This window comes from Streptomyces sp. NPDC056347 (assembly GCF_042262625.1).
Classification (GTDB): domain Bacteria; phylum Actinomycetota; class Actinomycetes; order Streptomycetales; family Streptomycetaceae; genus Streptomyces.
Map to the genome: position 1 here is coordinate 1 of NZ_JBHJQP010000025.1, position 25,906 is coordinate 25,906.

Annotated in this window: 25 protein-coding genes; 17 read left to right on the forward strand and 8 right to left on the reverse strand. The window is 70.9% G+C overall.

The genetic code is table 11. The features are described from left to right. Positions 1-84: 84 nt before the first annotated feature. Positions 85-675 (reverse strand): hypothetical protein, encoded by a 591-nt coding sequence (locus ACFCV8_RS08950; RefSeq protein WP_376684608.1) that lies wholly within the window; start codon positions 673-675, stop codon positions 85-87. A 146-nt stretch (positions 676-821) separates the two neighbouring features. On the opposite strand from ACFCV8_RS08950, the gene hemL reads away from it, so the two are divergent. The 8 genes from hemL (at position 822) to ACFCV8_RS08990 (ending at position 9,594) form a co-directional block, all read left to right on the forward strand. Further along, positions 822-2,138, forward strand: a complete 1,317-nt coding sequence (gene hemL, locus ACFCV8_RS08955) for a glutamate-1-semialdehyde 2,1-aminomutase (RefSeq protein ID WP_376684609.1) — start codon at positions 822-824, stop codon at positions 2,136-2,138. A 14-nt stretch (positions 2,139-2,152) separates the two neighbouring features. Next, positions 2,153-2,896, forward strand: coding sequence for a histidine phosphatase family protein (locus ACFCV8_RS08960; protein WP_376684658.1), 744 nt, complete (start codon positions 2,153-2,155; stop codon positions 2,894-2,896). A gap of 490 nt (positions 2,897-3,386) precedes the next feature. Continuing rightward, the gene (locus tag ACFCV8_RS08965) at positions 3,387-4,637 is read left to right on the forward strand and encodes a hypothetical protein (protein WP_376684610.1); all 1,251 of its coding nucleotides are present in this window, start codon (positions 3,387-3,389) and stop codon (positions 4,635-4,637) included. Positions 4,638-4,704: 67 nt separating this feature from the next. Further along, on the forward strand, positions 4,705-5,316 hold the full coding sequence (locus ACFCV8_RS08970; protein WP_376684611.1) for a TlpA family protein disulfide reductase: 612 nt from the start codon (positions 4,705-4,707) through the stop codon (positions 5,314-5,316). 4 nt (positions 5,317-5,320) lie between these two features. Continuing rightward, a complete protein-coding gene (locus ACFCV8_RS08975; RefSeq protein WP_376684612.1) occupies positions 5,321-6,109 on the forward strand; it encodes a cytochrome c biogenesis CcdA family protein in 789 nt (262 codons plus the stop codon). A gap of 5 nt (positions 6,110-6,114) precedes the next feature. Next, positions 6,115-7,908 (forward strand): cytochrome c biogenesis protein ResB, encoded by a 1,794-nt coding sequence (locus ACFCV8_RS08980; RefSeq protein ID WP_376684613.1) that lies wholly within the window; start codon positions 6,115-6,117, stop codon positions 7,906-7,908. Continuing rightward, complete coding sequence (ccsB, locus tag ACFCV8_RS08985; protein WP_376684614.1) at positions 7,905-8,999, forward strand: c-type cytochrome biogenesis protein CcsB; 1,095 nt, start codon at positions 7,905-7,907, stop codon at positions 8,997-8,999. Before ACFCV8_RS08980 ends, ccsB begins: the two co-directional genes overlap by 4 nt. 61 nt (positions 9,000-9,060) lie before the next feature. Further along, complete coding sequence (locus tag ACFCV8_RS08990) at positions 9,061-9,594, forward strand: hypothetical protein (RefSeq protein WP_376684615.1); 534 nt, start codon at positions 9,061-9,063, stop codon at positions 9,592-9,594. Between the two features lie 8 nt (positions 9,595-9,602). Here the strand turns inward: ACFCV8_RS08990 and ACFCV8_RS08995 are convergent, their stop codons facing one another. The 3 genes from ACFCV8_RS08995 to ACFCV8_RS09005 all read right to left on the reverse strand — a co-directional run bounded on the left by ACFCV8_RS08995 (position 9,603) and on the right by ACFCV8_RS09005 (position 13,893). Further along, positions 9,603-11,180: an ABC transporter substrate-binding protein gene (locus ACFCV8_RS08995; RefSeq protein WP_376684616.1), complete on the reverse strand. Its 1,578-nt coding sequence runs from the start codon at positions 11,178-11,180 to the stop codon at positions 9,603-9,605. Continuing rightward, positions 11,173-13,239 carry a hypothetical protein gene (locus ACFCV8_RS09000; RefSeq protein ID WP_376684617.1) on the reverse strand — a complete coding sequence of 689 codons (2,067 nt, stop codon included), beginning with the start codon at positions 13,237-13,239 and terminating at the stop codon, positions 11,173-11,175. The genes ACFCV8_RS08995 and ACFCV8_RS09000 overlap by 8 nt, the downstream gene beginning before the upstream one ends. A gap of 258 nt (positions 13,240-13,497) precedes the next feature. Continuing rightward, positions 13,498-13,893, reverse strand: coding sequence for a PLD nuclease N-terminal domain-containing protein (locus ACFCV8_RS09005; RefSeq protein WP_376684618.1), 396 nt, complete (start codon positions 13,891-13,893; stop codon positions 13,498-13,500). A gap of 305 nt (positions 13,894-14,198) precedes the next feature. On the opposite strand from ACFCV8_RS09005, the gene ACFCV8_RS09010 reads away from it, so the two are divergent. Next, positions 14,199-15,656 (forward strand): menaquinone biosynthesis decarboxylase, encoded by a 1,458-nt coding sequence (locus tag ACFCV8_RS09010; protein WP_376684619.1) that lies wholly within the window; start codon positions 14,199-14,201, stop codon positions 15,654-15,656. Beyond that, positions 15,653-16,570, forward strand: coding sequence for a menaquinone biosynthesis prenyltransferase MqnP (mqnP, locus tag ACFCV8_RS09015; protein ID WP_376684620.1), 918 nt, complete (start codon positions 15,653-15,655; stop codon positions 16,568-16,570). Before ACFCV8_RS09010 ends, mqnP begins: the two co-directional genes overlap by 4 nt. Before the next feature lie 28 nt (positions 16,571-16,598). Here the strand turns inward: mqnP and ACFCV8_RS09020 are convergent, their stop codons facing one another. Next, positions 16,599-17,201 (reverse strand): rhomboid family intramembrane serine protease, encoded by a 603-nt coding sequence (locus tag ACFCV8_RS09020; RefSeq protein WP_376684621.1) that lies wholly within the window; start codon positions 17,199-17,201, stop codon positions 16,599-16,601. Between the two features lie 122 nt (positions 17,202-17,323). Between ACFCV8_RS09020 and ACFCV8_RS09025 the strand changes: the two genes are divergently transcribed. Then, on the forward strand, positions 17,324-17,998 hold the full coding sequence (locus tag ACFCV8_RS09025; RefSeq protein ID WP_376684659.1) for a UbiX family flavin prenyltransferase: 675 nt from the start codon (positions 17,324-17,326) through the stop codon (positions 17,996-17,998). Between the two features lie 17 nt (positions 17,999-18,015). On the opposite strand, the gene ACFCV8_RS09030 is transcribed toward ACFCV8_RS09025, so the two are convergent. Further along, the gene (locus ACFCV8_RS09030) at positions 18,016-18,225 is read right to left on the reverse strand and encodes a hypothetical protein (RefSeq protein WP_376684661.1); all 210 of its coding nucleotides are present in this window, start codon (positions 18,223-18,225) and stop codon (positions 18,016-18,018) included. 58 nt (positions 18,226-18,283) lie between these two features. Between ACFCV8_RS09030 and ACFCV8_RS09035 the strand changes: the two genes are divergently transcribed. From ACFCV8_RS09035 to ACFCV8_RS09060, 6 genes are all read left to right on the forward strand, one after another. Continuing rightward, positions 18,284-18,739 (forward strand): Lrp/AsnC family transcriptional regulator, encoded by a 456-nt coding sequence (locus tag ACFCV8_RS09035; RefSeq protein WP_376684622.1) that lies wholly within the window; start codon positions 18,284-18,286, stop codon positions 18,737-18,739. Between the two features lie 111 nt (positions 18,740-18,850). Next, complete coding sequence (gene mqnE, locus ACFCV8_RS09040) at positions 18,851-20,014, forward strand: aminofutalosine synthase MqnE (RefSeq protein ID WP_376684623.1); 1,164 nt, start codon at positions 18,851-18,853, stop codon at positions 20,012-20,014. A gap of 106 nt (positions 20,015-20,120) precedes the next feature. Then, complete coding sequence (locus tag ACFCV8_RS09045) at positions 20,121-20,651, forward strand: GNAT family N-acetyltransferase (protein ID WP_376684624.1); 531 nt, start codon at positions 20,121-20,123, stop codon at positions 20,649-20,651. Between the two features lie 150 nt (positions 20,652-20,801). Beyond that, positions 20,802-21,059, forward strand: coding sequence for a DUF4229 domain-containing protein (locus ACFCV8_RS09050; RefSeq protein WP_376684625.1), 258 nt, complete (start codon positions 20,802-20,804; stop codon positions 21,057-21,059). Positions 21,060-21,571: 512 nt separating this feature from the next. Next, the gene (locus ACFCV8_RS09055) at positions 21,572-22,945 is read left to right on the forward strand and encodes a dicarboxylate/amino acid:cation symporter (RefSeq protein WP_376684626.1); all 1,374 of its coding nucleotides are present in this window, start codon (positions 21,572-21,574) and stop codon (positions 22,943-22,945) included. Between the two features lie 135 nt (positions 22,946-23,080). After that, positions 23,081-23,746 (forward strand): TetR/AcrR family transcriptional regulator, encoded by a 666-nt coding sequence (locus ACFCV8_RS09060; RefSeq protein ID WP_376684660.1) that lies wholly within the window; start codon positions 23,081-23,083, stop codon positions 23,744-23,746. On the opposite strand, the gene ACFCV8_RS09065 is transcribed toward ACFCV8_RS09060, so the two are convergent. Further along, entirely contained in the window at positions 23,664-24,545 is an 882-nt protein-coding gene (locus ACFCV8_RS09065) for a MaoC family dehydratase (protein ID WP_376684627.1), read from the reverse strand. The two genes, ACFCV8_RS09060 and ACFCV8_RS09065, sit on opposite strands and share 83 nt — an antisense overlap. Positions 24,546-24,549: 4 nt before the next feature. Continuing rightward, positions 24,550-25,869, reverse strand: coding sequence for a 3-oxoacyl-ACP reductase (locus ACFCV8_RS09070; protein ID WP_376684628.1), 1,320 nt, complete (start codon positions 25,867-25,869; stop codon positions 24,550-24,552). Between the last annotated feature and the right edge of the window lie 37 nt (positions 25,870-25,906).

The window sequence follows — 25,906 nt, forward strand, 5'->3', positions numbered from 1 at the left end:
GCGAACGAACACCGCCCGCGCCGCCTTCGTCGTGCTCACGGGGCCGAAGCGGCCCGCCCCGCCCCTACGCCGGGCGGGGCCGGCTCACGGCCAGACCAGGCAGTACGCCTGATGGCCCGCGTCGTGCAGGCGATGGGAGAAGTCCTGCCACTCGTGGAGCAGCCGGTAGACGTTGAACGCGTCGCGCGGGCCGCCGCGGTCCGGGACCGTCGACCAGATGAACGCCGCGGCGCCCACCGACTCCTCGCCGACGCCGCGCAGCGGGTCCACCACCGTCATCGGAAGCTTGACCACCGCGTAGTCGGGGTGCAGCACGACCAGTTCGAGCGGCGGAACCTTGTGGAGCGGTATGCCCTGTATGCCGGTGAGGACCATTGCCGCCACCGTCTCGGGCTTGATCTTGGTGAACATGCCGCCCATGCCCAGCTCGTCGCCGCCCAGCTCCTCGGGCCGCATCGAAATGGGCACGCGCGCCGCGGTCGCCCCGTCCGGCGCGCCGAAGTACTTGTAGGTCACCCCCATCCGGCCACCACTCCCGATCCCGGACTCGCCGCCCTGCGCACCCCCGGCCCGTACGCCCTTCTCGCGCCCCGCCTCACGCCGGTGCCGACCCCGCCGGGCAGGCCCGGGCCCCGGGTCACCGGTCCCCTCGCCCACTCCGCCACCGCGATGCATATCTCATCCACCCGACTACTACTGAGGAACCACGGCCACTTGGAGGCCACAGCCGCCGCCGTGCAACCCGATCATCGTGTCAGTGACCTCCCCCACGGGCGTGCGGTGAAACACCTGTCCGCGCGTCCGTCCGTGGCTCTGACACCATGGCTTGTGTGAGCTTTCCCTATGACGCCCCAGTTTCGCAGACGCTTTTCGACCGCGCGTCCCTCGTGACGCCCGGCGGCGTGAACTCTCCCGTACGTGCCTTCCGGGCCGTGGGCGGTACGCCGCGCTTCATGGTGTCGGGCAGTGGTCCGTACCTCACCGACGCCGACGGACGTGAGTACGTCGACCTCGTGTGCTCGTGGGGGCCGATGATCCTCGGCCACTCCCACCCGGAGGTCATCGCCGCAGTCCAGGAGGCCGTGGCCCGCGGCACCTCGTTCGGTACGCCCGGTGAGGGCGAGGTCGCGCTCGCCGAGGAGATCGTGGCCCGGATCGAGCCGGTGGAGCAGGTGCGGCTGGTGTCGTCCGGCACCGAGGCGACCATGTCGGCGATCCGGCTCGCCCGCGGTTTCACCGGCCGGGCCAAGGTGGTGAAGTTCGCCGGGTGCTACCACGGCCATGTGGACGCGCTGCTGGCCGCCGCCGGGTCCGGGGTCGCCACCTTCGGCCTCCCGGACACGCCGGGGGTCACCGGCGCCCAGGCCGGTGACACGATCGTGCTGCCGTACAACGACCTGGACGCGGTCCGGGAGGCGTTCGCCGCGCACCCCGGCGAGATCGCCTGTGTGATCACCGAGGCCTCGCCGGGCAACATGGGCGTCGTGCCGCCGCTGGACGGCTTCAACGCCGGGCTCAAGGAGCTGTGCGCGGCCAACGGCGCGCTGTACATCTCCGACGAGGTCATGACCGGTTTCCGTACCTCGAAGGCCGGCTGGTTCGGCGTGGACGGGGTGCGGCCCGACCTGATGACCTTCGGCAAGGTCATGGGCGGCGGCTTCCCGGCCGCGGCGTTCGGCGGGCGCGCGGACGTGATGGCGCACCTCGCCCCGGCCGGCCCCGTCTACCAGGCGGGCACCCTTTCCGGGAACCCGATCGCCACCGCCGCCGGGCTCGCCCAGCTGCGGCTGCTGGACGACGCGGCGTACGCCAAGGTCGACGCGGTCTCCGCGGAGATCCGCGGGCTGGTGGGCGAGGCGCTGACCAAGGAGGGCGTGGCGCACACCGTGCAGGCGGCGAGCAACATGTTCTCCGTCTTCTTCACCGACCGCCCGGTGCGCGACTACGACGACGCGAAGCAGCAGGAAGCTTTCCGCTTCACCGCCTTCTTCCACTCGATGCTGTCGCAGGGCGTCTACCTGCCGCCGTCGGCCTTCGAGTCCTGGTTCGTCTCCACCGCCCACGACACGCGGGCCGTCGAGCGGATCGCCGCCGCCCTGCCCGCCGCCGCCCGCGCCGCGGCGGAGGCCACCGCATGAGCGAGAGGAGCGACATGAGCGAGAGCGCGAGCCCCACCGAGGGCGCGAGCCCCGCCGGGAACGCGGGCCGCAAGGACAAGGACGGCGCGGACATCACCGTCGTCCACCTGATGCGCCACGGCGAGGTGCACAACCCGGACGGCGTGCTCTACGGGCGCCGCCCCGGCTACCACCTCTCCGAGCTCGGCCGCCGGATGGCCGACCGGGTCGCCGAGCACCTGGCGGGCCGCGACATCACCCATGTCGTCGCCTCCCCGCTGGAGCGTGCCCAGGAGACGGCCACGCCGATCGCCAAGACGCACGACCTGGAGCTGGCCACCGACGAGCGGCTGATCGAGGCGGCCAACGTCTTCGAGGGCAAGACCTTCGGTGTCGGCGACGGCGCGCTGCGCAAGCCGGACAACTGGAAGCACCTGACCAACCCGTTCCGGCCGTCCTGGGGCGAGCCGTACATCGAGCAGGTCGTACGGATGATGGGCGCGCTGGACACGGCGCGCGATGCCGCGCGCGGTCACGAGGCGGTCTGCGTCAGCCACCAGCTGCCGATCTGGATCGTGCGGAGCTTCGTCGAGCGGCGGCGGCTCTGGCACGACCCGCGCAAGCGGCAGTGCACCCTGGCCTCGCTGACCAGCTTCACGTACCGGGGCGACAAGATCGTGTCGGTCGGGTACACGGAACCGGCGCGCGATCTGGTGCCGACCCATCTGCTGGCCGGGGCGAAGCCGGTGAAGGGCAGGTCGAAGGCCTTCGGCGCGTAGCGCCGGTACGGATCGCGGCGCCGGTACGGATCGTGGCGCCCCGCCGGTACGGCTCGTGGCGTCAGTACGGCGCCACGCGGCGCCGGTACGGCTCGTGGCGCCAGTAGAGGCAGCCCGTAGTGCCGGTAAAGCCTGGCGCCAGTGCGGCCCGTGGTGCCAGTGCGCCTCGTGGCGCGCAACACCGGCACGGCACCCGCGCCGCTTCCGGCGCGGGCCCGGCAGGCTCGTCGGCGATCGCCGGACGGATGCGGTTCCTCCCTCCGTCCGGCGATCGCCTTTCCCGTTCTCCCGCTTCTCCCGCCGTCCGCGCGGCGGTTGCAGCGCCGCAGCCACCCCTCGCCAACTGCCAGGTCTTGTGTTCGAGCGCATCCGGGGTCTGGTCGCGCCGAGAATCATGTGCTAGTTCGCGGAACCCATGCGTCGCTTTCCTCATCTAATCATTCGCCAGTTTGTATGAGCTTGAGGCAAAACGATCGCAAATGGGGTAGTTATGCGCGACATCAGCCGAAGGGGGCTGCTCGGGGCGGGCCTCGGGGCCGCCGCGGCCGTCGGGGTGGCGGGGTGCGGGACCTTCGGTTCTTCGGGGGGCAGCCGTTCGGGGGCCACCGGGGAGAAGAGTTCGGACGGGGCCACGCGGGGCACCGGGCCCGCGAAGAAGGACGTACGGAAGATCGGCGACGGTTCCACCGCCGACACCGGGAAGCAGCCGCACCAGCCCGCCAAGCCGGTCCCGCTCGAACCCGGCCAGACGCCCCCGCAGTTCGTGATCTTCTCCTGGGACGGGGCGGGCGAGGTCGGCAACGGGCTCTTCCCGCGATTCCTGGAACTCGCCCGGGACCATGAAGCGGCGATGACCTTCTTCCTGTCCGGCCTCTATCTGCTGCCCGAGTCGAAGAAGTCCATGTACCGGCCGCCGAACAACCCCGTCGGCGCTTCCGACATCGGATATCTCACCGACGAACACATCAGGGCGACACTGAAGAACGTCCGCCAGGCCTGGCTCGACGGACACGAGATCGGCACCCATTTCAACGGGCATTTCTGCGGCGGTTCCGGATCGGTGGCGAACTGGTCGTCCGCGCAGTGGCAGAGCGAAATCGACCAGGCGGTCTCCTTCGTCACCGAATGGCGGACGAACACCGGCTGGAACGATCTTGAGCCGCTGCCTTTCGACTACCGCAAGGAACTGATCGGCGGCCGCGCCCCCTGCCTGCTCGGACAGGAGAATCTGCTGCCCACCGCGCGCAGGCTCGGCTGGCGCTACGACGCCAGCTCCCCGGGCGGCACCCAGGTCTGGCCCAGGAAGCGCAACGGCGTCTGGGACCTGCCGCTCCAGGCCATGCCGTTCCCCGGGCACAGCTTCGAGGTCCTGTCGATGGACTACAACATCCTCGCCAACCAGTCGCAGAACACGACCAAGGGAATGCCCTCGCGCTACCCGGGCTGGCGCAAGCAGGCCACCCAGTCGTATCTCGCCGGATTCAACCGCGCGTACACCACGAATCGCGCGCCCTTCTTCATCGGAAACCACTTCGAGGAGTGGAACGGCGGTATTTACATGGACGCCGTCGAGGAAACGCTGAAGCAAATCGCCGGGAAACCGGACGTGCGCATGGTCTCCTTCCGCCAGTTCGTCGACTGGCTCGACGTACAGACTCCCCAGGTGCTCGACAAGCTCCGTACGCTGGAGGTCGGACAGCAGCCCGCAGGCGGCTGGAACACCTTCTTTAAACAAGCCTGACAACGGGCTTTACGGGCACCGAGGGGGGTGCCCGAGATCATCGAAAGCGCCATGCGAAACTTTTCACATGAGCCATGGCCGCGCACCCCGACGCCGCTTCACCCTGCTCGCCGCCCCCGCGGTGGCCGCCGCCCTCGCCCTCACGCTGACGGCGTGCGGCGGGGACGGCGCCAAGGCCGGAGGCGGTGGCAACACGAACTTCGTCACCGGTAGCGGCGGCATCTCGACCGTGGCCAAGGGCGACCGCAAGGCCGCCCCGAAGCTCGACGGAGAGACCCTCGACGGCAAGCAGCTCGACGTGGCCGACTACAAGGGCAAGGTCGTCGTCCTCAACATGTGGGGCTCCTGGTGCAGCCCCTGCCGCCTGGAGGCGCAGTACTTCTCCCGGGTCGCGAAGGAGACCGCCGACAAGGGCGTCCAGTTCGTCGGGATCAACACGCGCGATGCCGAGAAGAGCCTCGCGATCAGCTTCGAGAAGGACTACGGCGTCACCTACCCGAGCATCCACGACCCGGTCGGGAAGCTCCTGCTCCGCTTCCCCAAGGGAACCCTCCGGCCGCAGGCCATCCCCTCGACCGTGGTCCTGGACCGGGACGGGAAGATCGCCGCGCGCTCCCTGGTCGCGCTCGACGCCGAGGGCCTGCACAAGATGATCGACCCGCTGATCGCGGAGAAGTGATCCCGTGCACACCCTTGCCGCGCTGACGGGCGAGAACCTCGCCGCGCTCGTCGGTGAGAACGAGACCGTCCTGAACGGGGCGCTGCTCGTCGCCCTGCCCGTCGCCGTGCTCGGCGGACTGGTCTCGTTCTTCTCGCCGTGCGTGCTGCCGCTCGTGCCCGGCTACCTCAGCTACGTCACCGGCGTCAGCGGCACCGATCTGGCACAGGCCCGGCGCGGGCGGATGGTCGCGGGGGCCTCGCTCTTCGTGCTCGGCTTCACCGCCGTGTTCGTCTCCGGCGGCGCGCTCTTCGGCTTCTTCGGCCAGACCCTCCAGGAGAACAGCGGGATCCTCACCAAGATCCTCGGCGTGCTGATGATCGTGATGGGCGCGTTCTTCATGGGGCTGATGCCCTGGATGACCCAGCGTGAGTTCCGTATCCACCGACGGCCGGTCACCGGCCTGGCGGGCGCCCCCCTGCTGGGCGCCCTCTTCGGGATCGGCTGGACCCCGTGCCTGGGTCCGACGCTCAGCTCGGTGAGCATCCTCGCGATGGAACAGGGCACCGCCGGGCGCGGGGCGATACTGACCGTCGCGTACTGCCTCGGTCTCGGCATCCCCTTCGTCCTCGCCGCCGTCGCCTTCCGCCGGGCGCTCGGCGCGTTCGGCTGGGTCAAGAAGCACTACGCCTGGGTGATGCGGATCGGCGGCGGCATGATGATCGTGACCGGGCTGCTGCTGCTCACAGGTGTCTGGGACACGATGATGCAGCAGGTACAGAGCTGGTCGAGCGGTTTCACGGTGGGGATCTGAGTTCCATGAGCAATACCAAGTCCAACCCCTCCGCAGCATCCGCCGCCGAGGACGAACGCCGGAACGCGGAGGACGCCCCCGAGCTCGGCGCCGCCGGTTCCCAGCTCTCCACCGCCCCCAGCGAGGAGAGCCCGGCGGCCGGTCTGCCCGCGATGGGCGTCATCGGCTGGGTCCGCTGGTTCTGGCGGCAGCTCACCTCGATGCGGGTCGCGCTGATCCTGCTCTTCCTGCTGTCGCTCGGCGCCATCCCCGGCTCGCTGATCCCGCAGAACAGCGTGGACCAGCTGAAGGTGGAGAACTTCAAGAAGCTCCACACCACCGTCTCGCCGCTCTACGAGAAGCTCCAGTTCTTTGACGTCTACAGCTCGGTGTGGTTCTCCGCGATCTACATCCTGCTGTTCATCTCGCTCATCGGCTGCATCGTGCCGCGCACCGGCCAGTTCATCGGCCAGCTGCGCAGCCGCCCGCCGGGCGCTCCCAAGCGGCTGAACCGGCTGCCCGCGTACACCACCTGGCGCACCGCGGCCGAGCCCGAGGAGGTCCGTGCGGCCGCCCTTGCGGTGATGCGGAAGAGGCGCTTCCGGGCGCACGCCGTGGGCGACGCGGTCGCCGCGGAGAAGGGCTATCTGCGCGAGGCCGGGAACCTGGTCTTCCACATCGCGCTGATCGTGATGCTGGTGGCCTTCGCGTACGGGCAGCTCTTCAAGTCCGAGGGCGCCAAACTGATCGTGCAGGGCGACGGCTTCGCCAACACGAAGCCCCAGTACGACGACTTCAAGTCCGGCTCGCTCTTCGACGAGGACTCCCTCACCCCGTTCAGCTTCACGCTCGACAAGTTCATCGGTACCTACGAGCGCAACGGCCCCCAGCGCGGTACGCCCAGGACCTACGAGGCCCATGTGACGTACGAGGAAGGCGCGTACGGCAAGCCGAAGAAGACGGTCATCCGGGTCAACGAACCGCTGGAGATCGACGGCACCAAGGTCTACCTCAACGCCCACGGCTACGCCCCGGTCGTCTCGGTCAAGGACGGCAGCGGCAAGGAGGTCTACCGCACCGCGGTGCCACTGCTGCCCATGGACAGCAACGTCACCTCGTCCGGCGCGATCAAGGTGATGGACGGGTACCGCGACAAGAACGGCAAGAAGACCCAGCTGGGCTTCCAGGCGTTCTTCGTGCCGACCTTCGCGGGCGCCGGCAAGGGCACGATGTTCTCGCAGTTCCCGGCCGCCGACTTCCCCGTGCTCGCCCTCAACGGCTTCCACGGCAGCCTCGGCGTGGACGCCGGGCTGCCGCAGAACGTGTACCAGCTCGACAAGTCCAAGATGACGGAGTTCAAGGGCGCCGACGGCAAGCAGCTCAAGCAGCGGCTGCTGGTCGGCGAGACCATGAAGCTGCCGGACGGCGCGGGCTCCATCACCTTCGAGGGCGTCGACGAGTGGGCCAGCTTCCAGATCTCGGAGCAGCCGGCCAGTGGCTGGGCGCTGACCGGGGCCGTCGCCGCGATCGCCGGACTCGCCGGTTCGCTGTTCATCCAGCGGCGCCGGGTCTGGGTGCGGGCGGCCACCGGTGCGGACGGCGTCACGGTCGTGGAGATGGCGGGGCTCGGCCGCAGCGAGTCCGCCAGGCTTCCCGAGGAACTGGCCGACCTCGCGGTCACGCTCCTCGGCTCGGCACCCGCCGTACCCGACCCGTCCCCCGATTCCGATTCGGATGCCGCCAAGAACCCCGGAAAGTCCGGAAAGCCTGGAGAATCCGAAGAATCCTCCGTAGAACCTGCCGAAGGGGCTGAGAAGTGAATCTCGCCGCCGCTACCAACGAGAACCTGGCGCACACCAGCAATGTGCTGATCTATTCGTCGATGGCCGTCTACACCCTGGCCTTCTTCACGTACATCGCGGAGTGGGTGTTCGGCAGCCGCAGCAAGGTCGGCCGCACCGCGGCCGCGCTGACCGGTGCCGGTGCCGGGGGAACGGCCGAGGCCGTCTCCGTGCAGGTGAAGGCCGCGCAGAAGGGCGGCGGCACCGCCGTGCTCGACCGCCCGAAGATCGTCACGCGGGCGGCGGCCGGCTCCCGCGACGTGCCGGACGGGCCCGGCGCGGCCGGCGGCACGTTCAAGGGCGACCTGTACGGGCGGATCGCGGTCTCCCTGACCGTGGTCGCCTTCCTGGTGGAGGCCGGCGGGGTGGTCACCCGCGCCCTGTCCGTGCAGCGTGCCCCCTGGGGCAACATGTACGAGTTCTCGATCACGTTCTCCACGGTGGCCGTCGGCACGTACCTGGTCCTGCTCGCGCTGAAGAAGAACGTCCGCTGGATGGGGCTGGCGCTGGTCACCACCGTCCTGCTGGACCTCGGCATCGCGACCACGGTGCTCTACACCGCCAGCGACCAGCTGGTGCCCGCGCTGCACTCGTACTGGCTGTGGATCCACGTCTCGACCGCCATCCTCTGCGGTGCCGTCTTCTACATCGGTGCGGTCGGCACCCTGCTCTACCTGTTCCGCGACAGCTACGAGAGCAAGATCGCGCGCGGTGGGGAGCCCGGTTCGTTCGCCCACTCGGTACTGTCCCGGCTGCCCGCCGCCTCCTCGCTCGACAAGTTCTCGTACCGGATCAACGCGGCCGTCTTCCCGCTGTGGACGTTCACGATCATCGCGGGCGCCATCTGGGCCGGTGACGCCTGGGGCCGCTACTGGGGCTGGGACCCCAAGGAGGTCTGGTCCTTCATCACCTGGGTCGCGTACGCCTGCTACCTGCACGCCCGCGCCACCGCCGGCTGGAAGGGCCGCAAGGCCGCCTACCTGGCGCTGATCGCCTTCGGCTGCTGGCTCTTCAACTACTACGGCGTGAACATCTTCGTCACCGGCAAGCACTCCTACGCCGGGGTCTGACCCGCCCCCGCCCCGTCCCCGCACGGGTGCGGATCACGCACCGCCGGGTCACGCTGTAACCATGACCGATGCCACCCCCGTCATCGAGCCCGGCACCAGCGAGACCCATGGCGACCGGCACGTCCTGAGGTTCACGCTCCGGCTGCCCCACCCCGTTCCGCGGGTGTGGGCAGCCGTTGCCAGTTCCGGGGGCCTGCCGGGCTGGCTGGCCTCGGCCGACCCCTTCGAGCCCCGGGTGGGCGGCGCGATCACGCTGCACCGGCTCACCGCCGACCGCTCCGGCCGGGCCGCGGCGGTCTCCGGCACGGTCACCGCCTGGGACGTCGAGCGGGTCGCCGAGTACAGCTTCGAGGGGCGGACCGGCCGCATCCGCTTCCATCTGGAACCGCCGCGCGGCGAACAGGTCCTGCTCCGCTTCACCCACGAGTTCCACGGCGACGACGGACTCCGCCTGGACCGGCTGGCGAGCTGGCACGACCACTTCCGCTACCTGGCGGACGCGCTCGACGGCTACCCGGCCGACTGGCCGAAGTGGACCCCGGTGCGCTGGGCCGGACTCCGCGAGGAGTACGCGGCCCGGGACCCCGCGCCCTGATCCGGGCCTCAGGCGGGCGGCAGGCAGGTGGCGTCCGGCGGATGCCCCTTCGGCCAGGCCAGTGCCACGAAGCGCTGCCGGCCGTCCTCGGGCGACAGCTCCACCACCGGGACCGCCTTGTTGTACGGGTTGCCGTGGTTGTCCAGGCAGATCCAGCCGCCGGCCCCCGACACCTTCAGCGAGCCGTTCATCCGCGGCCACTGCTCGCCCACGTCCGCGAGCCGCGGCAGCCGCCCGCCCGGACTCGCCCGCCGGATGGCCTGCACCGCCAGGGTCATCGCGTCGTGGGCGATGATGATCTGGCCGTCGGTGAGGTCGCTGTGCCCCGTCGGACCGATCGGCCCGGCCGGTGCCCTGGAGACCGTGGCCAGCAGGTTCAGGAACTCCTGGTAGTCCTGCGGGGAGCCGCCCGCCGCCGCCGCCTCTCCCTTCCCGCTCCCCTTCCCTGGCTCTGTGGCCCAGGCGTCGGGATGGGCAAGGGAGGCGTACCGGACGGTGACCTTCTGGCGCAGCGCGTTCCGGTCGAGCTTCTTGTCGCTGCCCAGGTACGAACCCTCGTCGCCGGTCAGGATGGTGAAGGGGCGGTCCTGGCAGCCGCGGCCGCCGAGCGCGTTGATGAACTGCCGGAGCTGGGTGTGGCGTCCGGCGAAGAACACCGTGTCCGCGTCCTTGGTGTCGCAGATCAGGTGGGTGATGTCGCGGAAGGTGTTGGCGGTGTTGCCCTCGTCGGTGGGGTCGCTGCGGGAGGTGAACAGCTGCGGCTGGTAGCGGGTGCCGCGGACCAGCCGGGTGAAGGCCGTGCGCAGGGTGTCGGTGTAGTGGTCGCCGGTCCGGGTGTCCTGGACCAGCAGCGCCTTCTCCGGCCGGAGCCGTTGTCCGAAGTGGGCCAGGGCCTCGGCCTCGTCCTGGTTGGTGGGGGAGACCCGGGCCAGCCCGGGGAAGGGGTCGTTCTTCGGGCCGTTGGCGATGTCGTCGGCGGTGATGGTGGTGCCGACGACCGCGATGTGTGCGGCGGTCAGCTCCCGTACCGCCGTCTTGATCTGCGTACTGCTGGTGGCGACGCCGGACACGGCCCGCAGGTGGTCCGGGGCGCCGGTCATCGTCTTCAGCCGGTCCACGGCCGGGCGCCACAGCAGGTTGTTCCTGCCGCTGTTGGCGAGGACCAGCCGGATCTTGGGGACCTGCTCGTTGGAGAGCCGGTTGGCCCGGTACTGCGCGGCGAACGCGCCCTGGAGTTCGTGCTGCATCTTCGTCCGCATCGCCCCGTCCGTCGAGGTCAGCGGCAGCAGCAGGGCGACCGTCGCGTACGTGCCGGGCTTCAGGGCGGCGTTCTCGCGGGCGATGGCCGCCACGACGTCGGTGAGCTGGGACTGGCCGAAGTCGTAGCTGCCGCCGTCGGCGACGCCGACGCACTCGTCGCTGCCCACGGGCCGTTCGACGCCCTTCGCGCAGGAGCGGTCCTCGGGCGCGGTGAGCCGGCCGAACCCGTACCAGCCGCCGGTGAGGGCCAGGGCGCCGGCCACCACCGAGGTGACGGCCTTCTGACGGGCGGTGTACCAGAGGCGGTAGCGCAGCGGGTTACGCATCCCGGCCTCCCGGTTCCACGGACAGCGGGCGCCAGGCCCGGATGTCGCGGGGCCAGTGGGTGGCCGCGTCCCACAGCACGCTGTTGCCGGTCGGATGGCGGCCGGAGAGCTGCCGTAATTCGTGTGCCATCTTGTCGATCACCTCGTCGTCCGGCAGGGCCAGCGGATCGGACAGCAGCCAGAGGCCGTGCAGCAGTCGGCGCAGCCGCGTGTGCAGCTCCGCGGCCGACGGGTCGAGCCCCTGGGGCGGTGCGTTGTCGGCCCGGCCGAGCGCGACCGCGCGCCGGGGGTCGGCGCCGGTGAACCCCCGGGGGCGCGGGTAGGGCGCCGAGGCGATGAAGCGCAGCGAGCCGAGCCAGTCCCGTACGTCCGGTTCGCCGAACCGGAGCCGCAGATGGGCCACGCACGCCTCCGTGTCGCCCAGGAGCAGCTTCTGGTGCAGCAGGTGCGGGACGCTCGGGTGGCGCCCGCCGGGGGCGTACGCCCCGCGCAGCGTGATGTGCACCGCCTGCCACACCCCGTGGGACAGGCGGTCGTCGTCCTGGAAGCGCAGCCGGTGCAGGAGCAGGGCCCGCAGCAGCGGATCGGCGACGAAGTGGCCGGGCCCGGCCGGCCAGCCGTCGGCCCGCAGCGCGTCGCGCATCCGCAGGGCCACGTCGCCGTCCGGCGCGCCCCGGCCCAGCCGGATCTCCGCGAGCAGCCGGGCGGATTCCTCGTCGTGCGCGGCGGCCAGTACGGCGAGCTGGTCCAGGCGCGGTGCGGGGCCCGGCAGCAGACGGGCCAGCAGCTCGTCCGCCACCCGGGCGGGCGCCCGGTCCTCGCGCACCTCCACCACGGCGTCCAGCAGCGAGCCCGGCACCAGGGAGGCGGGCTCGGGGGCCTGGCCCGCTGCCAGCGCCAGCAGTTCCACGGCCAGCGGGCGTCCGCCGGTCAGCCGGTGCACCCCGCGGGCCAGCCCGGCCGGGGTGCGGCCCCGGGGGTCGTGCCGGTCGAAGGCGGCGCGCGCGTGCTCCGGGTCGAGCGGGGTCAGTTCCACGGCCAGGATGCCGGACGTCACCGAGGAGCCCCGGGCCCAGTGCGAGCCGTGCGCCACCTCGGGGAGCCTGCGCCGCACCGCGTGGCTCAGCCCTTCGTGCTCCCGGATCCGGGAGGAGGCGAACACCGCGATCCGGTCGCGCCCGCCACCCGCCCGCCGTCGCAGCAGGGGCTCCAGCAGCTGCCGGCCCAGGGCGGTGTGCGCGTTGTCGACGAGCAGGACCGGGCGGCCCCGGCGGGCGCCGGTGGACAGGCCGCGGTACGCCGCGACCAGGTCCTCGGCCAGGGCGAGCACCAGGTGGTCCTCGGCCCGGCGGCGCAGGTCGTCGCCGCGCTCGAAGTCGACGGCCAGCCGGCGCAGCCCGGCCCGGCCGTTGCCCCCGGCGTGCGGGTAGCCGCCGTACCAGTCGGCGGAGCGGCGCTGGAAGCGGCTGAACGTTACTTCCAGGACCGTTTCGACGGTGGCCTCGGCGACCATCCCGGCCATCGGGGCCACGGAGTCGAAGGCGCTGGCGGCGAGCTTGGTCAGCACTTTGGTGACCCAGCCGGTCGCCGCGTCGCCGCGCCCGTCGACGGTCGCCAGCATCGGGCCCAGCGACTGGAGGTCGCGGCGGGCCCGGGTCTCGTCCTCGCGGGTCCAGGAGATGGAGGCGACGGCCACCAGCCCGAGGCTCAGCCGGGGGAACCGCACCGGCCGCGCCGCGCGCACCCGGTTGCTCAGCTGGACGGCCAGCTCGGGCAGCGCCGCGGTGACCGGGGTCCAGCCGGGGCCCGGGTCCGCGGGGACCGTGACGGCCTCGCAGTCGACCATGGCGACCGGGGTGACCTCGCGGTACAGATGGCGCAGCTGCTTGAGGGCGGCGGTCTTGCCCATGCCGCGGCCGCCGGTGAACACCACGACGGGCGGATCGTCGTGGTGCTCGTAGTCGGCGCGGGCGGAGCGGTACGGAGTGAGGCCGGTCAGCCGTGCCGCGAGGCCGTCGTCACCGAAGACTGCCTCGCGCCCGTACAGCTCTCTCTCCACAGCGCCCCCAGCGTCGACGATCCACCCGATCTGTCACACCGTCAACAACAGGGTATAGCTCGGTAGTTGGCGGTGAATAGCAGATTTCGGGTGACGTTCGAAAGAGGGCGTCGCGGCCCTGAAGCGTGTTGCGGAAGGGGGCGTCGTGACATGCGGAAGGGGCCGTCGCGACATGCGGGCGGGGGAGCCGTGACATGAGGAAGGGGGCGTCCGGACCTGATCGGCCGGACGCCCCCTCGGGGCCGGAACGGAGCGGGGCTACTCGCCGGACGGGCTCGGGCTGCCGCCGTTCTCCCGGCGCTTCAGCTCCTCCTCGCGGCGGCGCAGATCCGCCTCCCAGTCCTTGAGGAGCGACTCGTCCTTCTTGTTCTCCTCGCGGAGCGCCTGGAGAAACTCGGGGTTGTCGTCCGGCGCGACCCACTGCCGGCGGTGGTTGCGGTGCCACTCGGAGGGCGTACGGCCCCCGGCGGGCGCGGTGCGCATCTTGCCGGCGGCCAGCCAGACGATCGGGCCGACGATCCAGAACAGCAGGATGATGAAGACCCAGGCGATCTTCGGGAGGTGCTTGGCCTCGTCCTCGGGGGTGTTCAGGCAGTCGATGAAGGCGTAGATCGTCAGCGCCAGCGGCAGGAGATAGATCAGAGCCCGGAACATGGTGAAAGGTCCCCCTGCGGAGAGTTGGCGGGGCATGTCCCGCCCCGGTGTGGGGCCAGAGTAGCCGGTGCCCCTGACATGCAGCGGCGAACGGAGCGGAACCCTTCGGCGACGCACCGGCACCGGGTCCGGGCCGGTGCCGGACGGGGATCCGGGGTGGTGCCGGACGGGGATCCGGGCCGGTGTCGGACGGAGATCCAGGGTGGCGTCGGACGGGGATCCGGGGTGGTGTCGGACGGAGGTCCGGGCCGGTGTCGGACGGGGTGCCCCGGGTGATCGCCGGGGGTGATGACAAACTGGACGGCATGGCTTACGACGATCTTCGTTCCCTCCTCCGGGCCCTGGAGCGCGAGGGCGATCTCAAGCGCATCAAGGCCGAGGTCGACCCGTACCTGGAGGTCGGCGAGATCGTCGACCGGGTCAACAAGGCGGGCGGCCCCGCGCTGCTCTTCGAGAACGTCAAGGGGTCCTCGATGCCCCTGGCCATGAACGTCTTCGGGACCGACCGGCGGCTGCTCAAGGCGCTCGGCCTGAAGTCGTACGCCGACATCAGCGACAGGATCGGCGGGCTGCTCAGGCCGGAGCTGCCGCACGGCTTCGTCGGCGTGCGGGAGGCGTTCGGCAAGCTCGGTTCGATGGTGCACGTACCGCCGAAGAAGGTGAAGCAGGAGAGCGCCCCCGTCCAGGAGGTGGTCCTGACCGGCGACGACGTGGACCTGGACCGGCTGCCCGCGCTCTTCACCTGGCCCGAGGACGGCGGCTCCTTCTTCAACCTGGGGCTCACCCACACCAAGGACCCGGAGACCGGCATCCGCAACCTGGGCCTGTACCGGCTCCAGCGCCACGACCGCCGCACCATCGGCATGCACTGGCAGATCCACAAGGACAGCCGCAACCACTACCAGGTCGCCGCCCGGCGCGGTGAGCGGCTGCCGGTCGCCATCGCCTTCGGCGCACCGCCCTCGGTGACGTACGCCTCCACCGCGCCGCTGCCGGGGGACATCGACGAGTACCTCTTCGCCGGGTTCATCCAGGGCAAGCGGATCGAGATGGTCGACTGCAAGACCGTGCCGCTCCAGGTGCCCGCGCAGGCGGAGGTCGTCCTGGAGGGGTGGCTGGAGCCCGGGAAGATGCTGCCCGAGGGGCCGTTCGGCGACCACACCGGCTTCTACACCCCGCAGGAACCGTTCCCCGCGCTGACCATCGACTGTGTGACCATGCGCCGGCGTCCGCTGCTCCAGTCGATCGTGGTGGGCCGTCCGCCGACCGAGGACGGGCCGCTGGGGCGGGCCACCGAGCGGTTCTTCCTGCCGCTCCTCAAGATCATCGTGCCGGACATCGTGGACTACCACCTGCCGGAGGCGGGCGGCTTCCACAACTGCGCGATCGTCTCGATCGACAAGAAGTACCCGAAGCACGCCCAGAAGGTGATGAGCGCGATCTGGGGCGCGCACATGATGTCGCTGACCAAGCTGATCGTGGTGGTCGACTCCGACTGCGACGTCCACGATCTGCACGAGGTGGCCTGGCGGGCGCTCGGCAATACGGACTACGCGCGCGACCTCACCGTCACCGAGGGCCCCGTCGACCACCTGGACCATGCCTCCTACCAGCAGTTCTGGGGCGGCAAGGCGGGCATCGACGCGACGCGGAAGTGGCCCGAGGAGGGCTACACCCGGGACGGGGGCTGGCCGGAGATGGTCGAGTCCGACCGCGAGACGGCGGCGAAGGTCGACCGCCGGTGGAAGGAATACGGACTGTGAGCGCCGCCGAAGCAGCACTGGGCTCCGGGCCCGTACAGCCGAGCAGCAAGGTCAGGGCCTTCCTGCGGCTGGTGATGATCGAGCACTCGGTCTTCGCGCTGCCCTTCGCGTACATCGCCGCGCTGACCGCGATGTTCCTGGACGACGCGTCGATCCACTGGGCCACGCTGCTGCTGGTCACCGTCGCGATGGTGGGGCTGCGGACCTTCGCGATGGCCGCCAACCGGATCATCGACCGGGAGATCGACGCCCGTAACCCGCGCACCGCGGGCCGGGAGCTGGTCACCGGGGCGGTCTCGGTGCGCTCGGCGTGGACGGGGGCGCTGGTCGCCGTCGTCCTCTTCCTGGGCGCGGCGGCACTGCTGAATCCGCTCTGCCTGGCGCTGGCGCCGGTCGCGGTGGTCCCGATGGTGGTCTATCCGTACGGGAAGCGGTTCACCCACTACCCGCACGCCATCCTCGGTATCGCGCAGGCGATAGGACCGGTCGGCGCCTGGCTGGCGGTGACGGGCAGCTGGTCGTGGGACGCGGTGATCCTCGGGCTCGCGGTCGGCGTCTGGATCGGCGGCTTCGACCTGATCTTCGCCTGCCAGGACGTCCAGGCGGACCGGGCGCACGGGGTGCGTTCGGTGCCGGCCCGGTTCGGCATTCCGGCGGCGCTGTGGGGCGCCCGGGTCTGCCACGTGATCACGACCGGGCTGCTGGTCTGGTTCGGGCTGGCCACCGAGGCCGGGCTGTTCTACTGGATCGGCATGGCGATCGTGGCCGTCGCCTTCGTGTACGAGCACCGGGTGGTGCGCCCGCACGATCTGTCCCGGCTGAACCGGGCGTTCTTCTCGGTCAACGGTTTCATCGGGATCGCGCTCTTCGCCTGCGCGCTGCTGGACCTGCTGGTGCGCGGCCTGGTGGTCTGAGCGCCCCCGGGCCCCACCCGGCCCCGGGTTACGAGAGGCTCCCGCGGCGGCGGAAGGCGAACGCCGCCGCCACGCCCGCCACCAGGCCGAACAGATGGCCCTGCCAGCTGACCGAGGTGTTGGCGGGGGAGAGGCCCAGCAGGATCGACGAGCCCCAGACCGCGGCGACGACCAGCCCGACGGCCATGTCGAGGACCCTGCGGTCCACGAATCCGCGTACGAGCAGATAGCCGAAGAGGCCGAAGACCAGCCCGGACGCGCCCGCCGTGTTGGAGTGTTCCGGCGACACCAGCCAGACCCCGAGGCCGTCCGCCACGATGATCGTGGCGGCCACGGCGGCGAACCGGCGGAGGCCGCCGAGCGCGGCGAGGAAGCCGAGGACCAGCAGCGGGACGCTGTTGGAGGCGACATGGCCGAAGCCGAAGTGGACGAAGGACGCGGGCACCACGTCCAGCAGCTCGGCGGCCCGGCGCGGCTCGATCCCGAAGCCGTCCAGCGCGTGGCCGGTCATCGTGTCGACGACTTCGAGCAGCCAGAGCAGCACCACCCAGCCCGCCATCAGCCCGGCCGCCGCCTTCGCCCGGTCGCCGGTGCTCCGCTCCCGCGCCGTGCGCCCCGGGAGTGCGGTCATCGTGGCCCCCTGCCGTGTGCTGTGCCGTTGCGGTCCCCACCCCCGGGAACGCCCGGGGCACCTTCCACGGTTCCGGTGCGGGGCGGCCGGATAGGCTCAGGCGTGTGGAATCCGGGACATCAGTGAGCCAACAGCAGCGACGGCCTTGGATTGTCGGGGTTTCGGGAGCCTCGGGCACCCCATTCGCCGCCGCGGTGCTCCGCGGTCTGCTGGCCGCGGGGGAGAGCGTCGATCTGGTGGTGAGCCGGGCCTCCCGGCTGACGCTGCTGGACGAGACCGGGATCGCGTTCCGCGACGCGCACTGGCAGGAGGATCTGCGCGGCTGGCTGGCGCGAGGTGCGGACGGGAAGCCGCACACCTTCGACGTGGACCTCGCGGGCGTACGGCACTGGGCGGCCGGTGATCTCGCTGCCGGGCCGTCCTCGGGCTCGTACCCGGCGAAGGGGATGCTGATCGTCCCGGCCTCGACGGCCTGTGTGGCCGGAGTGGCGCTCGGGCTCTCGAAGGATCTGCTCCAGCGGGCGGCGAGCGTGACGCTCAAGGAGCGGCGGAAGCTGGTGGTCGCGGTGCGCGAGACACCGCTGAACGGGCAGACGCTGAAGCATCTGGTGAGCCTGGACGAGGCGGGCGCCGTGGTGCTGCCCGCCTCTCCGGCGTTCTACGCGGGGGCGACGCACATCCAGGATCTGGTGGACTTCGTCGCCGGGCGGGTACTGGACGCGGCAGGGGTGTCGCACGACCTGTACCGCCGGTGGGAAGGGGAGCTCGGTGGCGGCTCCCGTGATTCCCGTGGCTGACCCGGAAGGGCCCCTGGTCAGCGCTTCTTCATGGCGCGCGGCTTACGGGTCCGGTCGACCCGGTGCGCGGCGGCGGGCTGGTGGGCACGCGAGCGGTTGGCCAGATCCTGAAGCTCACGCATCCGGGCATAGGCCATCTCGATCGTGTACACGGTCTTCTCACTCCTGAAGATTCGAAAGTATTTATGCAGATACTCGGGAAGATTTGCAGGCGATGAAGCCTGCATGCCTTAGATTCTACACGTAAACTCGCGATACTGCTGAACAATGGAAGGTTTCAGTCATATGGACGCGGTGGACAGGCAGCTCATCCAGGCACTCCGGGAGAACGGCAGGGCCTCGTACGCCGAGCTGGGACGGCTCGTCGGGCTCTCCGGGCCCAGCGTCACCGACCGCATCAACCGGCTGGAATCCGCCGGTGTCATCACCGGCTACCGCGCCACCGTCGACGCCGCGTCCCTGGGGCTCGGGGTCACGGCCCTGATCGGCATCTCGCTCTCGGACGCGGCCGACCACGAGGACGTGGCGCGTCGGCTGAAGGACCTCGCGGAGATCGAGGACGCCTGGTTCATCGCGGGCGACGACTCGTACATGCTCAAGGTGCGCGTCGGTGACGTGGACGGCCTGGAGCGCACCATCCGCCGGCTCAGTGGTACGAGGGGCGTCTCGCGCACCCGTACCACGATCGTGCTCTCCACCAAGTGGGAGAACCGGGTCGGCGAACTTCCCGAGCAGCCGTAGGCGTACCGTGGTGGAGCCCCCGGGTGACCGGGGGTTTCGCCCGGTATCAGCCATCACTCATCACCGGGACCCGTACAGCACGTCGACAGTCGACAACTGGGAGGCAGCCGCATGGACGTCGGGCTCAAGCGCGAGCTGGAGGAGAAGGTCCGCGCCGGTGAGCGCCTGACCCGTGAGGACGGCATCGCGCTCTACGAGTCGGACGACCTGGCGTGGCTCGGCGGCCTCGCGCACCAGGTGCGCACCCGGCTGAACGGTGACGTCGTGCACTTCAACGTCAACCGGCACCTCAACATGACCAATGTGTGCACCGCGTCGTGCGCCTACTGCTCGTTCCAGCGCAAGCCGGGCGAGAAGGACGCGTACACCATGCGCATCGAGGAGGCCGTCCGGCTCGCGAAGGCGATGGAGGGCGAGAGCCTCACCGAGCTGCACATCGTCAACGGGCTGCACCCCACCCTGCCGTGGCGTTACTACCCGCGCTCGCTCAGCGCCCTGAAGGAGGCCCTGCCGCAGGTCTCCCTCAAGGCGTTCACCGCCACCGAGATCCATCACTTCGAGACGATCTCCGGGCTCTCCGCCTCCGAGATCCTCGACGAGCTGATCGAGGCCGGTCTGGAGTCGCTGACCGGCGGCGGCGCGGAGATCTTCGACTGGGAGGTCCGCCAGCACATCGTGGACCACGACACCCACTGGGAGGACTGGTCGCGCATCCACCGCCTGGCGCACGAGAAGGGGCTCAAGACCCCGGCGACGATGCTGTACGGGCACATCGAGGAGCCCCGGCACCGTGTCGACCACGTGCTGCGGCTGCGTGAGCTCCAGGACGAGACCGGCGGCTTCCAGGTCTTCATCCCGCTGCGCTACCAGCACGACTTCGTGGACATGCAGGACGGCAAGGTCCGCAACAAGCTCCAGGCGCGGACGACGATGGCGACCGGCGCCGAGGCGCTGAAGACCTTCGCGGTCTCGCGGCTGCTCTTCGACAACGTGCCGCACGTCAAGGTCTTCTGGGTGATGCACGGCGTGCAGACCGCCCAGCTCGCGCTCCAGCACGGCGCGGACGACATGGACGGTTCGGTCGTCGAGTACAAGATCACCCACGACGCGGACAACTTCGGTACGCCGAACAAGCTCGGCCGCGACGACCTGCTGGACCTGATCCGCGACGCGGGCTTCCGGCCGGTCGAGCGCAACACGCGCTACGAGATCATCCGCGAGTACCCGGGTCCGGACGCCGACCGGCGCGAGTCGCCGCAGCCGATGCGCGTCTGACCTCCGGAGCGTTCCGTGCGCGAGCGAGCCCTGGCCCCGTGGCCAGGGCTTTCTCGCGTTCCGGACAGGGTTTGGGGCGAGCGTGTGTAATGGTTAATCTTCCTCCATGACGCTTACGTTCGAGCTGGATCCGAAGGTCGACCCCGCACTGTGCGAGGGCATCGTCGCGCTGTGGGCCGATGTCTCCAACGCGGGCGGCGCGGTGGGCTTCGTACCGCCCGTCACGGCCGACGACGTCCGGCCCGAGCTGGCCAAGCACCTGGCCGCGATGGGCGAGGGCCGCACCCGCCTGCTGGTCGGCCGCGATGCGGACGGGGCCGTCGCCGCCACCGCCTTCCTGGCCCTCAACACCCACCGGCTGATGGCCCACTGGCTCTGGCTGTACACGGTGATGGTCCACCCCCGCCACCAGGGCAAGGGGTACGGGCGCGAGCTGATGGACGCCGCGGCCGGAGCGGCCCGCGGGGTCGAGGGCATCGAGGCGATCCGGCTCACCTGCCGGGGCGGCACCGGCGTCGACTGCTTCTACGGCTCCTGCGGCTACAAGGAGGTCGGGCGGGTGCCCGACGCGATCCGGGTGGCCGAGGGGGACGACCGCGACGACATCATCATGCTGCTGTCCCTGGGAACCGCCTGACCGGGCCGGGCCCCCTTTGGCGGAGCCCTCCGAACTGATCGATTCCGGGGCATGCTTCACTGGTCGGGCAGGATCGAAGGACGTCTTACGCTGAGAGAGAGGCCAACTGTGTCCGCTGCCAAGCCGAGCGCGACGATTCGGTACACCGCGATGCGCCTCAGCATCTTCGTCGGCTGCTTCGTGATCGCGGCCATGGCCGTCCACTTCGGTCTGCTGCCCTCCGGGACGAACGGCTCGAACATCGTCTGGGTGGTTCTGCTCGCCCTGGTCCTTTCCGCGCCGCTCAGCTACGTACTGCTGCGCAAGCAGCGCGACGAGATGTCCGAGCAGATCGTCACCAAGGTCGACCGCGCCAAGCGGCGCCTGGAGGCCAACCGCACCCGCGAGGACCAGGTCACCTCCGCCTGACGCCTGACGCCTGACGCCTGACGCCTGACGCCTGACGCCTGACGCCTGACGCCTGACGCCTGGCGTTGAACGGTCGGCTGTCGGCGTTCGACGGGCCTCGGGACGGCGCGAGGGGCGGGTAAGTTTCCTCACACCCCTGCGGCACCCGCACGCTTCTTCCACGGAACCCCAGTACCGGAGCACCTGCTCCGGTACTGGGGTTCCGGCCGTTTCGGGCCCGGCATGGCGCGGGTGCGAAGAGGGAAGAGTCAAAGAAGACCTTTGAGGTTCCCAAAGTTCAAGTGTTAACGTGTTCGACATGGAGACAGCAGTGCGCCCTCGACATGCCGCGAGCATCCCGCTCGTGGTGCGCCTGCACGTCGATCTATGCCGCTGTATGTCCGCGGTCTGTTGCCGCGCAGTCTGAACGGCACCATGCAGCGGCGCCGCCCCTGAGACGCGGGCGCCGCACCCACCCCGTCCCCACATCCCTGCCCTCGTGCGCCCCGATGCGTCACATCTGGAGTGTGTCCGTGTCCGCGAATCCCGCGTCCACCGCTGCCGACAGTCCGTCCGGCTCCGGTTTCCGCCTTCCCAAGGTCCCGTTCTGGGCCCAGATAGTCGCCGGTCTCGTCCTCGGCGTCGTCCTGGGCTGGCTGGCCCGCAGCTACGACATCGGCTGGCTGTACACCACGCTCGACAAGGTCGGCCACATCTTCGTCCAGCTGCTGAAGCTGGCCGTCGCACCGCTCGTCTTCTTCGCAATCCTGGTGTCGATCACCAACCTGCGCAAGGTCAACAACGCCGCCCGGCTGGCCACCCGCACCCTGCTCTGGTTCATGATCACCTCGCTGATCGCGGTCGCCATCGGCCTCGCGATCGGCCTGATCACCAACCCGGGCTCGGGCACCGGCCTCACGCCGAAGGACGGCAAGCTGCCGGAGCACGCGGGCTCCTGGCTCGACTTCCTGACCGGCATCATCCCGGACAACGTGATCACGCCGTTCACCGAGCTGAACGTGCTCCAGATCGTCTTCATGGCCGCCGTCGCCGGCATCGCCGCCCTCCAGCTCGGTGAGAAGGCCCAGCCGATCCTCACCCTCAGCGAGTCCGTCCTGGAGCTGCTCCAGAAGGCCCTGTGGTGGGTCATCCGCCTCGCCCCGATCGGCACCATCGGCCTCATCGGCTACGCGATCGCCGACTACGGCTGGGACCTGATCGGCAAGTACGCCACGTTCACCGCCGACATCTACATCGGCTGCGCCCTGGTGCTGTTCGGTGTGTACCCGCTGCTCCTCGCGACCGTCGCCAAGCTCAGCCCGGTGCAGTTCTTCAAGGGCGCCTGGCCGGCCATCCAGCTGGCCTTCGTCTCCCGCTCCTCGGTCGGCACCATGCCGGTCACCCAGAAGGTCACCGAGCGCCTCGGCGTCCCGAAGGAGTACGCCTCCTTCTCGGTCCCGTTCGGCGCCACCACCAAGATGGACGGCTGCGCCGCGATCTACCCGGCGCTGGCGGCGATCTTCATCGCGCAGATCTTCGACGTGCAGCTCGGTGTCGGCGACTACATCCTGATCGCCTTCGTCTCGGTGATCGGTTCGGCGGCCACCGCCGGTCTCACCGGCGCGACGGTCATGCTGACCCTCACGCTGTCGACGCTGGGCCTCCCGCTGGAGGGTGTCGGTCTGCTCATGGCGATCGACCCGATCCTCGACATGATGCGTACGGCCACCAACGTGGCGGGCCAGGCGCTGGTCCCGGTGATCGTCTCGGCCCGCGAGAAGATCCTCGACCACGACGCGTACAACTCGGCCTCCTCCTCCCCGGTCGACGGCGAGGCCCGTGACGCCGAGGTGCGTGACACCGAGGTCCGTGACGCGGACCAGGAGCGGGTGCCGGTCACCGCGTAGCCGGTTCAGGTACGACGCACGGGGCGCCCCCGGTCCGCGAGCACGGACCGGGGGCGCCCTCGTACCCTTACCGGGGGAGAAGCGGTACATCGGGGGCGGAAGGAAGTCGACGTGGGTGCGGTGAAGAACAAACGGATGCCGCGGGCCGTGCGCGAGCAGCAGATGATGGACGCCGCGGTGCGGACCTTCGGGCAGCGCGGGTACCGGGCCGCGTCGATGGACGAGATCGCCGAGCTGGCGGGGGTCTCCAAGCCGCTCGTCTACCTCTACCTCCACTCCAAGGAGGAGCTCTTCACCGCCTGCATCCGACGCGAGGCGAAAGCGCTGGTCGACGCGGTACGGGCGGGGGCGGAGCCGGGGCTTCCGGCGGACCGGCAGCTCTGGTCCGGGCTGCGGGCCTTCTTCACGCACACGGCCGAGCACCCGGACGGCTGGGCGGTGCTGCACCGCCAGGCGCGTACGCACGGGGAGCCGTTCGCCGACGAGGTGGCGGCGATGCGCGACGAGATCGTCGCGTTCGTCACGGAACTGATCGGGGCCGCGGCCCGCGAGGTGCACCGCGACCCGGAGCTGCCCGACCGCGATGTGGCGGGGCTCGCGCAGGCGCTGGTGGGGGCCGCGGAGTCGCTCGCCGGCTGGGCCAACGAGACCCCGGGCGTCTCGGCGAAGGAGGCCGCGGCCACCCTGATGAACTTCTCCTGGGCGGGCCTGGAGAACCTCATGAACGGCCGCCCGTGGCAGCCCCCGGCCCCGGACCGGTCTCCGGCTCCGGACCGGGAGCGCGCCGGGTCCGTCCGGTGAGGTGGACGCGGCCGGCGGGGCCGCGCAGCTGGAACCGGGTGCCGTCGGCCGCGTAGGTGACGGTGGCGGGCAGCAGGACCGGGGCCCTGAAATCGGCCCGTACGTGGTGGACCCCGTCCGGGTCCGGGAGCTCGGCCAGGCAGCGGGCGACGGTCCACATGCCGTGGGCGATGGCCCGGGGAAAGCCGAAGAGCCGGGCGGTCAGCGGATACAGGTGGATGGGGTTGCGGTCACCGGAGGCGGCGCCGTACCGCCGTCCCAGATCGCCGGGGAGCCGCCATTCGGCGACGGCGGGCAACTCCTCTTCCGGTGCGGGGGCCTTGGGCGCGGTGCCGTCCGGGGCGCTTTGGGCGTGCCGGGAGAGGTAGCCGCTGCGGGACTCCCAGACCAGCGTGCCCGCCCGCCGCGCCTCGGTGACCATCGTGACCTCGGTGCCGCGCCGGTGCGGGGTCAACTCCTCGGCGTACACGGTGAGTTCGAGTGCGTCGGTGGGGTGTGCGGGGTGGTGGCGGGTGATCTCGATCCAGGTGTGCACGAGCCCGAGCACCGGCAGCGGGAACGACCGGGCCGCCATCAGCCCCATGGTGAGCGGGAAACCCAGCACATGGGGGTAGGTGAGCGGCAGCGGGCCGGCCCCGGTGAAGCCGCAGACCTCGCGGTACGCGGCGAGCGGGCCGGGCGGGGGCGGTGCGGCCGGGCGGACGGCACGCCCGGCGGGGAGTACGGCGCCGGGGGCGGCGGCCCTCTTGAAGAACGATGTGACGGCCGCACGTGCGAGTGTCGCGTTCAGATGGGGCATGGGGTCACGCCCCCAGCAGGCTCTGGCCGCAGACCCGCACGACCTGGCCGTTGACGGCCGCCGAGCCGGGCTGGGCGAACCAGGCGGTCGTCTCGGCGACGTCGACCGGGAGCCCGCCCTGCGCGAGGGAGTTCATCCGGCGGCCCGCCTCCCGGACGAGGAGCGGCACGGCCGCGGTCATCCTCGTCTCGATGAAGCCGGGCGCCACCGCGTTGACCGTGATGCCGTGGTCGGCGGCGGCGCGCGGGGCCAGCGAGCGGACCAGTCCGACGATGCCCGCCTTGCTCGCCGCGTAGTTCGTCTGGCCGTTGTTGCCCGCGATCCCGGCGATGGACGCGGTGGCGACGATCCGGCCGCCGCGGTTGAGGGTGCCCGACTTCAGCAGCGCGTCCGTGGTGCGCAGTACGGAGTCGAGGTTCACTTCGATGACCGGCGCCCAGCGTTCGGCGGGCATGTTGGCGAGGCGGCGGTCGCGGGTGATGCCCGCGTTGTGGACGAGTACGTCGAGTCCGTCCGGGGCCGCGTCGGCGATCCGCTCCGCGGCGTCGTCGGCGGTGATGTCCAGCGGCAGCGCGGTGGCGCCGATCCGCTCGGCGGTGGCGGCCAGTTCGTCGTGCGCGGCCGGGACGTCGAGGCAGAGCACCCGGGCACCGTCCCGGGCCAGCACCGAGGCGACCGAGGCCCCGATGCCGCGCCCCGCGCCGGTGACCAGGGCGGTGCGCCCGGCGAGCGGGGCCGCCCAGTCGGCGACGGGCCCGGGGGCGGCGGCGGTCAGCTCGATCACCTGGCCACTGACGTACGCGGACCGGGGCGAGAGCAGGAAGCGCAGGGTGGATTCGGCCGCGTCGACGCCTTCCGGGGCGATCCGGAGCAGCTGCACGGTGGCGCCCCTGCCGATCTCCTTGCCCAGGGAGCGTACGAAGCCCTCCAGCGCCTGCTGGGCGGCGGCCTGGTGGTGGTCGTCGGCCGACGGGCGCACCCCCAGCACCACGACCCGCCCGCCCGGGGCGAGGGAGCGGACCACCGGATGCAGCGCAGAGTGGACGTGGGCGAGCCCGCCCGGGGTGTCGACCGCCGTCGCGTCCAGCACGATCCCGGCGGGGCGCTCGGCGTGGGCGCGGACGGAGAGGCCGGTCGCCGCGAGGAGCGAGCCGAGCCGCTCGGTCACCCCGGAGTCCCCGGCGGTGAGATGGAGCAGCGGGCCGTCCAGCGCCGGTGCCCCGGGCGACCAGCGGCGCAGCGCGACGGGCCGCGGCAGTCCGAGCCGGCGGGTCAGAAAACGGCCGGGTGCCGTGCCGGTGAAGTGCAGATAGCGGTCGGCCATTGTCCGGACTCCCTGCTCGGTCGTAGATTTACTTCGG

Bases quoted from the DNA above. Each gene is read 5' to 3' on its own strand.
- ACFCV8_RS08950 (WP_376684608.1), bottom strand. From the start codon at position 675: ATGCATCGCGGTGGCGGAGTGGGCGAGGGGACCGGTGACCCGGGGCCC.
- hemL (WP_376684609.1), top strand. From the start codon at position 822: ATGGCTTGTGTGAGCTTTCCCTATGACGCCCCAGTTTCGCAGACGCTT.
- ACFCV8_RS08960 (WP_376684658.1), top strand. From the start codon at position 2,153: ATGAGCGAGAGCGCGAGCCCCACCGAGGGCGCGAGCCCCGCCGGGAAC.
- ACFCV8_RS08965 (WP_376684610.1), top strand. From the start codon at position 3,387: ATGCGCGACATCAGCCGAAGGGGGCTGCTCGGGGCGGGCCTCGGGGCC.
- ACFCV8_RS08970 (WP_376684611.1), top strand. From the start codon at position 4,705: ATGAGCCATGGCCGCGCACCCCGACGCCGCTTCACCCTGCTCGCCGCC.
- ACFCV8_RS08980 (WP_376684613.1), top strand. From the start codon at position 6,115: ATGAGCAATACCAAGTCCAACCCCTCCGCAGCATCCGCCGCCGAGGAC.
- ACFCV8_RS08990 (WP_376684615.1), top strand. From the start codon at position 9,061: ATGACCGATGCCACCCCCGTCATCGAGCCCGGCACCAGCGAGACCCAT.
- ACFCV8_RS08995 (WP_376684616.1), bottom strand. From the start codon at position 11,180: ATGCGTAACCCGCTGCGCTACCGCCTCTGGTACACCGCCCGTCAGAAG.
- ACFCV8_RS09005 (WP_376684618.1), bottom strand. From the start codon at position 13,893: ATGTTCCGGGCTCTGATCTATCTCCTGCCGCTGGCGCTGACGATCTAC.
- ACFCV8_RS09010 (WP_376684619.1), top strand. From the start codon at position 14,199: ATGGCTTACGACGATCTTCGTTCCCTCCTCCGGGCCCTGGAGCGCGAG.
- ACFCV8_RS09020 (WP_376684621.1), bottom strand. From the start codon at position 17,201: ATGACCGCACTCCCGGGGCGCACGGCGCGGGAGCGGAGCACCGGCGAC.
- ACFCV8_RS09030 (WP_376684661.1), bottom strand. From the start codon at position 18,225: ATGCAGGCTTCATCGCCTGCAAATCTTCCCGAGTATCTGCATAAATAC.
- ACFCV8_RS09035 (WP_376684622.1), top strand. From the start codon at position 18,284: ATGGACGCGGTGGACAGGCAGCTCATCCAGGCACTCCGGGAGAACGGC.
- mqnE (WP_376684623.1), top strand. From the start codon at position 18,851: ATGGACGTCGGGCTCAAGCGCGAGCTGGAGGAGAAGGTCCGCGCCGGT.
- ACFCV8_RS09045 (WP_376684624.1), top strand. From the start codon at position 20,121: ATGACGCTTACGTTCGAGCTGGATCCGAAGGTCGACCCCGCACTGTGC.
- ACFCV8_RS09050 (WP_376684625.1), top strand. From the start codon at position 20,802: ATGCGCCTCAGCATCTTCGTCGGCTGCTTCGTGATCGCGGCCATGGCC.
- ACFCV8_RS09060 (WP_376684660.1), top strand. From the start codon at position 23,081: ATGCCGCGGGCCGTGCGCGAGCAGCAGATGATGGACGCCGCGGTGCGG.
- ACFCV8_RS09065 (WP_376684627.1), bottom strand. From the start codon at position 24,545: ATGCCCCATCTGAACGCGACACTCGCACGTGCGGCCGTCACATCGTTC.
- ACFCV8_RS09070 (WP_376684628.1), bottom strand. From the start codon at position 25,869: ATGGCCGACCGCTATCTGCACTTCACCGGCACGGCACCCGGCCGTTTT.